The following is a 7,070-nucleotide window of genomic DNA, read 5'->3' as shown; positions in this document are numbered from 1 at the left end:
GGGCGGCGTCGACGAGGACCCGGGCGCCGGGAAGGATGCCCAACTCGGTGGCGCGGGCCTCGGCACGGTCCAGCGTCGTGACGACGGCGCGCCGAGGGCTCGGCCGCAACTGCTGACGGTGCCCCGACGCGCGGACGACCGACCGGGCAGTTTCCGGAAACCTGCCTCGACCTGCGCGCCGAGCCGGCTGCGCCGGACAAACGATCAGCCCTCCGCGCCCTCCGGTTCTCGCTAATCTGTACCTTATGTTCCGAACCATTGCTCCACCGGACCCCACCGAGTTCGCCGGCAGGCGCGCGGTCGTCACGGGAGGTTCTCGCGGGATCGGCGCGGCCATCGTGCAGCGGCTGCTCGACGGCGGCGCGACGGTCGTCACGACGGCACGTAACGCCTCCGACGAGACGCCGAAGGCCGCCACCTTCATTCGGGGCGACATCGGCTCGGTCGCGGGAGTGCGGGCATTCACCTCGGCGGCGCTCGACGAACTCGGCGGCGTCGACATCGTGGTCAACAACGCGGCGGCGGCACGCGCCCACCTCGGGGGCATCTCGACCATCCCGGACGAGGAATGGATCGACGCGTTGGACCTCAACTACCTGTCCGCCGTGAGGGTCAACAACGCGCTGCTGCCGGCGCTGCGGGAGGCCGGGTCGGGCGGCGTGATCGTCAACATCTCGTCGGGAGCGGCCCTCACGCCGGGGCCGCCACTGGCTCACTACGGTGCCGCCAAGGCCGCCCTGAACGCCTACAGCAAGGCGCTCGCCGCCGAGCTCGCCCCTGCGGGAATCCGCGTCACCACGATCATCCCCGGCAACGTGCTCACCCCGGGCGCCGACGCGATCCGGCAGAACTTCGCCGACGCGATGGAGGTCGGACTTGCCGCGATCACCGAGGGCATCCCCCTGGGTCGTCCCGGAGACCCGCGTGACATCGCCGAAGCCGTCGCCTACCTCGTGTCGGACCGGGCTCAATGGGTCACCGGAGTGAGCCTGACAGTCGACGGCGGCGAGATCCCCATCATCTAGACGAGGTGTACGGCTCGTCAGCACATCGCGGGCACCGCGCCCGGACGACGGCCGACGTGCTGCCTCAGGCGCGCAGCACGGCCGCGAGGTCGCCGATCGCGCTCATCGCGTACCGCTGCATTCCCGGGCCGAAGGTGATGCGTGTGGCGCCCTGGCGGCCCAGCTCGGCCACCGACTCCCGGTCCGGGCCGGCGGCCATGTTGATCGGCCCGGAGATGCCGTCCCGCAGGTGCGGGAGCACCTGCCGCGGCGCCAGGATCGGGTAGACGCAGTCGGCGCCGGCCGACACGTAGAGGCGGGCGCGTTCGACAGCGTCGGCCGGGTCACCCGTCCCGACCAGGAAGGTGTCGACGCGCGCGTTGATGAACAGCGCGTCGCCCGCCTCCGCGCGCACCTCGGCCAGCCAGTCGGCGTGCCGCCGCGGGTCCTTCAGGGTGGCGTGCCCGTCCGAGTCTTCCAGGTTGCACCCGACGGCGCCGGCCTCCACCAGCCGCCCGACCAGCTCGCGCGGGGCGAGGCCGTACCCGCCCTCGACGTCGGCCGACACCGGAACGGAGACGGCGCGGACGATGCGTGCGACAACGGCGAACATCTCGTCCGGCGGGGTGGCACCGTCCTCGTAGCCGAGCGAGGCGGCGACACCGGCGCTCGGGATCGCGAGCGCCGGGTAGCCGGCGTCGGCCAGCACCGTGGCGCTCGCCGCGTCCCAGGGGCCCGGCAGGACGAGTGGGTCTCCGGCGGCACGATCGTGATGCAGGGCACGGAAGGTGGAGGCTGTCATCGCGGGGGTCTCCCAGCAGGGCTGCGAAGGGCGTCGGACGAGCCGGCGACGGTTACTTGATCTTGCGGGTGGACCGGACCACGATGCTCTCGTACTCCGGGTGCTTGACCAGCCAGTCGGCGATGAACGGGCAGATCGGCACGACGGTCCGGCGCTTGCTGCGCGCGTCGTCAAGCACCGCCCGCGCCAGCGTCGACCCGACACCCTTGCCCTCGTACGCCGGATCGACCTCGGTGTGGGTGTAGGCGATGATCGAGCCGGTGAGCTGGTAGGTGACGAACCCGACGACCACGCCCGCCTCGTCGCGCGCCTCGAAACGCTCCCGCGCCGGCGCGTCTGTCACGGTGAACTGCACCCGACCATCCAACCACCCGACCCGTCGGCACTGCTCGCGAGGCCGGCAGGGGGCGTGACCCCACACGCATTGTCCCTGCCGAAACGGGAACGCGACGCCCGCCGGGCACCCCGTGGGAGGAGACAGGCCACCATGACGAACCCATCGACCGACGGCGGCTTCGCCGTCGTCGAGATGTTCACGTCCCAGGGCTGCAACAGCTGCCCGCCGGCGGAGGAGTTGCTCAGCGAGATCGAGCGCGACGCCCGGGTTCGGGGCCAGAACGTCTTCGCCCTCGGGTTCCACGTCGACTACTGGGACGACCTGGGCTGGCCGGACCAGTTCGCGGACGCGGCGTACACCGCGCGGCAGGAGGCGTACGCCCGCGCGTTCGGCACCCGAGGTCTGTACACCCCGCAGATGGTCGTCAACGGCAGCGTCGAGTTCGTCGGTTCCGATCGACGACGGGCGGCCGACGCGATCATGTCCGCCGTGGGTTCCACCGCCGCCGCCACACAGGTCACACTCTCCGTGGCCAATCTCGGCAACGACCGGGTGATGGTGGACTACCGGACCGAACGGCCGCCGGAGCGTGCGACGTTGCACGTGGCGGTCGTGGAACGGGATCTGACCAGCGACATCGCCCGAGGGGAGAACGCCGGGCGGACACTGCGGCAGGACAACGTCGTCCGCGCCTTCCGGTCGGTGGGACTGGACACCGGGCGGGGGCAGGTGGAGCTGGCGACGCCACCTGACCTCGACGCACGGAACGCGAGCGTGGTCGGGTATGTCCAGGAGGACGGCGACCGGGCGATCGTCGGCGCCACGGCCATCGAGCTGTCCACCGCGTAATCTCGGCTCATGCGGATGAGGCGCGGTGCGAGGGGGTCCGGTGGCTGACGCGGACGACGTACGCCGGGTGGCGCTGGCCCTGCCGCACGCGGTGGAGATCCCCAGTGACGGCTTCGACTTCCGGGTGGCCGACAGGGGCTTCGTCTGGTCCTATCCGGAGCGGGCACCGGGCAGACCGCGGGTGATCAGGCTCGACGTCGCGGTGCTGTTCGTCGGCGACGAGGCCGAGAAGCAGGCTCTCCTGCTCGGGGAGCCCGAGGTCTTCTTCACCACGCCCGGCTTTGAGGGCCTGCCCCTGGTGCTGCTGCGTCTGGCGGCCGTCGACCTGGACCGGTTGACCGAGTTGGTGACCGACGCGTGGCGGATGCGCGTGCCGGACGCGTTGCTCGGTGACGGTGCGGGGGACGCACTGAGCGGCAGTGCCGGCGTCGGCAAATAGCGACATCAGCACGCAACGGGTTGGACACATTGACGGGGATCTCGACACTCGATTACCGTGGCCGAGAGAGCGCTCTCTCCCCTGACCTTCCCCCCAATTCAGACGCAACGCGCTGGACCCGGCACAGGCCGCACCCGGCGCGCGCGATGGAGGCACGATGAAACCTCCCGTCCCCCACCGCCGATGGGCCCTGGCCGCCGCCACCGCGCTGGCCCTGGTCGTCGGCGGCCTCACCATCCCCGTCACCCGCGCGGCCGAGGCCGCACCCGTCGGCGCCGGCAGTTACACCACCACACCGGTCGGCGCGCTCCCCAGCGGCTGCGGCGCGATGTCCAGCAACCCCCGGCAGTTCGCCACCGCCAACGCGCCCGCCGGGCCGATACCCACCAACGACTGGTGGTCCTCACTGCTGTGGAAGCGCACCGACTGCTCCTTCAGCGAACCGCTGCACGCCCACCCGATCTCGTACGACACCTTCGGCGACGGGCTCGGCTTCTCCGCCAACTCCACGCCCGCCATCAGCGGCACCGCCACCGGTGTCGGTGAGTTCCACTACCCGTACGTGCAGGACATCCGGGTCGGTGTGGCCGGGCTCGCCGCACCGCTGGTCAAGGTCGACGGCTGGACGGACTGGACGGTCAGCCCGCACTGGAGCGACGGCACGCGCACCATGCGCGCGACGATCGGCCACGGTCTGCCCTTCGCGTACTTCCAGACCACCGGCGGGAACGCGCAGATCACCACCGCCGGCACCCCCGACGTCTGGTCCAACAGTGGCGCCACCATCGGCTTCCGGGTCAACGGCCACGACTACGTCGGGTTCGCGCCCAGCGGCGCCAGCTGGACCGTGGCCTCCGGCCGGATCTCGTCCACCCTGGCCGGTCGTGGGTACTTCTCGGTCGCCCTGCTGCCCCCGACGTCGAGCGCCACCGAACGCGCCAGCCTGGCCGCGACCTACGGCCAGTACGCACACGCCCACGTGACCGGCACCCAGGTCTCGTACGCCTACAACCCCGCGACGAGCAGCCTGACCACCACGTACGCGTTCACGACCACCGCCCGGGAGGGCAGCGCCACCCAGACGGTGGTCAGCCTCTACCCGCACCAGTGGAAGTCGCTGAGCGGTTCCACACCGATCACGCCCACCTACCCGTCGGCGCGTGGTCGGATGAAGGTGCTCACCGGGGTCAACCAGTTCCGCACCGCGATGAAGTTCCAGGGCATCCTGCCGGAGCTGCCGGCTGTCGGCGACGGCAGTGGTGCTGATCTCGCGACCCTCACCGGGCAGTTGGCCGCCACCCGCGCCAACCCGATGGACCAGCGCGGCAACGACACCTACTGGACCGGCAAGGGGCTCGGCCGGGCCGCGCGGATCGCCGAGATCGCCGACCAGGTCAACGACACCACGACGCGCGACAGCGCGCTGAACGCGATCCGCAGCACGCTCACCGACTGGTTCACCGCGTCCAGCGGCAAGACCAGCCGGGTCTTCTACTACGACAACAACTGGGGCACCCTGATCGGCTACCCGGCGTCGTACGGGTCCGACCAGGAGCTGAACGACCACCACTTCCACTACGGCTACTACATCGCCGCCGCCGCGACGCTGGCGAAGTTCGACCCGACGTGGGCGGCCACCAGCCGCTACGGCGGGATGGTCGACCTGCTGATCCGCGACGCCAACAACTACCGTCGCGACGACACCCGATTCCCGTACCTGCGGGACTTCGACATCTACGCCGGCCACGACTGGGCGTCCGGGCACGGCTCCTTCGGCTCCGGCAACAACCAGGAGTCCTCGTCCGAGGGGATGAACTTCGCGAGCGCCCTGATCCAGTGGGGGCAGACGACCGGCGACACGGCAGTGCGCGACGCCGGCGTCTTCCTCTACACCACCCAGGCCGCGGCGATCCAGGAGTACTGGTTCGACGTCAGCGACCAGAACTTCCCCGCCGCCTTCGGGCACTCGACGGTGGGGATGGTCTGGGGCGACGGCGGCGCGTACGCCACCTGGTTCAGCGGCGAGCCGGAGATGATCCAGGGCATCAACCTGCTCCCGGTCACCGGCGGTCACCTGTACCTGGGCAACAACCCGGCGTACGTGCGGACCAACTACGCCGAGCTGGTCCGCAACAACGGCGGACAACCGACCGTGTGGCAGGACATCCTCTGGCAGTTCCAGGCCCTCGGGGACGGCGATGCCGCGCTGGCGAACCTGCGCGCCAACCCCGGTTACACCCCGGAGGAGGGCGAGAGCCGGGCCCACACGTTCCACTGGATCCGCAACCTCGCCGCCCTCGGCAACGTCGACACGACGGTGACCGGCAACCATCCGCTGTCCGCGGTGTTCTCCCGCAACGGGGCCCGCACGTACGTCGCGTCGAACCCGACGGCGACGCCGATCACCGTGACGTTCTCCAACGGCACCACGCTCACCGTGGGAGCGGGCAAGACGGCCACCACCGGGGCGTACACCTGGAGTGGTGGCAACGCGGCCGGTGGCGTTCCCCCGCCGACGACCACCGATCCCCCGCCGACGACCACCCCACCGCCGACCACCCCACCGCCGACCACCGGTGGGCCGACACGCTACCTGCTGCCCGGGGGTGGGTTGGGCTCCGCCGGTAGCGCGGCCACGACGACCGTCGCGGCGGCAAACGGAAACCACGACGGTACGCCCACAAACGCCCAGGTCTTCACGACGACCGGTCTGAACTTCGCCTACACGGGCGGGCAGACGGCGATCGACCTGTTCGTGGACGCCGGAACGGCGGTCGGCAACGGCGTGCAGGTGCGGATCTCGTACGACCTCACCGGCAACGGCAGTTGGGATCGGGTGGAGACGCTGCGCTACTTCGCCACCGACCCCGTGACCGGCTACGAGCACTACACCCAGAACGCCGGCCTGTCCTCGGCCACCGGCACGTTGGGTGCGCTGAGCAACGGCTCGGTCCGGGTGGAGGTGTGGTCGGCGATCGGCAACAACCTGACCACTGTGGGCATCGGCAACCAGTCGGTGCTGCGGCTTCCGTACTCCTGATCGGTCTGTTCGTCACGGCACGACGTCGGCCGGTGTGGAGGACCAGTATCGGTCCCCCGCACCGGCCGACGGGTGCGGTCAGTCAGGCGTTCTCAGGAGGCCGTGCAGGTCGGCGTGATGCCGGCCCCGCTGCCCGTGCCCTGGAAGCCGAACTCGGTGACCTGGCCCGCGCCGAGGCGGCCGTTGTAGTCCACGTTCGCGAACCGTACGGTGCCGGTCGAGCCACTGGCCGTCGCGCTCCAGGTGTTGGTGACGCTCGCACCACTGGCGAGGGTGACGCTGACGTTCCACCCGCTCGTACCCGCGGAGCCGGCGGTCACCTTCACGGTGGCCACGAATCCGCCGTTCCACGAGTTCAGTGACACCGACGCCGAACAACCGTCAGTGGTCGGCGGAGGGGTGGTGGGCGGCGGCTCCGTGGGTGGGGGCGACGTCGGCGGCGGGGTCGTCGGCGGCGGCGTCGTCGGAATGGCGGGGCCGGCGTTGAGGGCGTTCAGGACGTTCGTGTACGCGGCCTTCTTGTTGCCGTTGCAGTCGAACAACAGCGCGTTGTCCGAGCCACGCCACGAGTCACAGTCGCGGACGCCCCAGGTGGTGAT

Annotated in this window: 7 protein-coding genes; 4 read left to right on the top strand and 3 right to left on the bottom strand. The window is 70.7% G+C overall.

Annotation, left to right across the window (positions count from 1 at the left end; genetic code table 11):
- The first annotated feature begins 245 nt into the window (after positions 1–245).
- On the top strand, positions 246–1,025 hold the full coding sequence (locus ABZ406_RS30675; RefSeq protein ID WP_357769032.1) for an SDR family oxidoreductase: 780 nt from the start codon (positions 246–248) through the stop codon (positions 1,023–1,025).
- Between the two features lie 64 nt (positions 1,026–1,089).
- On the opposite strand, the gene ABZ406_RS30670 is transcribed toward ABZ406_RS30675, so the two are convergent.
- Complete coding sequence (locus tag ABZ406_RS30670) at positions 1,090–1,806, bottom strand: isocitrate lyase/phosphoenolpyruvate mutase family protein (RefSeq protein WP_357769030.1); 717 nt, start codon at positions 1,804–1,806, stop codon at positions 1,090–1,092.
- Between the two features lie 52 nt (positions 1,807–1,858).
- On the bottom strand, positions 1,859–2,161 hold the full coding sequence (locus tag ABZ406_RS30665) for a GNAT family N-acetyltransferase (RefSeq protein ID WP_357769028.1): 303 nt from the start codon (positions 2,159–2,161) through the stop codon (positions 1,859–1,861).
- Between the two features lie 132 nt (positions 2,162–2,293).
- Here ABZ406_RS30665 and ABZ406_RS30660 point away from each other — a divergent pair, with 132 nt between their 5' ends.
- From ABZ406_RS30660 to ABZ406_RS30650, 3 genes are all read left to right on the top strand, one after another.
- Positions 2,294–2,992, top strand: a complete 699-nt coding sequence (locus ABZ406_RS30660; protein WP_357769026.1) for a DUF1223 domain-containing protein — start codon at positions 2,294–2,296, stop codon at positions 2,990–2,992.
- Positions 2,993–3,032: 40 nt separating this feature from the next.
- The gene (locus ABZ406_RS30655) at positions 3,033–3,431 is read left to right on the top strand and encodes a hypothetical protein (RefSeq protein WP_357769024.1); all 399 of its coding nucleotides are present in this window, start codon (positions 3,033–3,035) and stop codon (positions 3,429–3,431) included.
- 157 nt (positions 3,432–3,588) lie between these two features.
- Positions 3,589–6,471: a glycosyl hydrolase gene (locus tag ABZ406_RS30650; protein WP_357769022.1), complete on the top strand. Its 2,883-nt coding sequence runs from the start codon at positions 3,589–3,591 to the stop codon at positions 6,469–6,471.
- A 92-nt stretch (positions 6,472–6,563) separates the two neighbouring features.
- Here the strand turns inward: ABZ406_RS30650 and ABZ406_RS30645 are convergent.
- Positions 6,564–7,070: cellulose binding domain-containing protein (locus tag ABZ406_RS30645; RefSeq protein WP_357769020.1), on the bottom strand; the 507-nt coding region annotated here is incomplete at its 5' end.

Origin of the sequence: Micromonospora sp. NPDC005710, from assembly GCF_040630995.1 — a bacterium.
Taxonomy (GTDB): domain Bacteria; phylum Actinomycetota; class Actinomycetes; order Mycobacteriales; family Micromonosporaceae; genus Micromonospora.
Note: the sequence above shows the minus strand (reverse complement) of the source record. Positions and strands in the feature narration are given on the sequence as shown.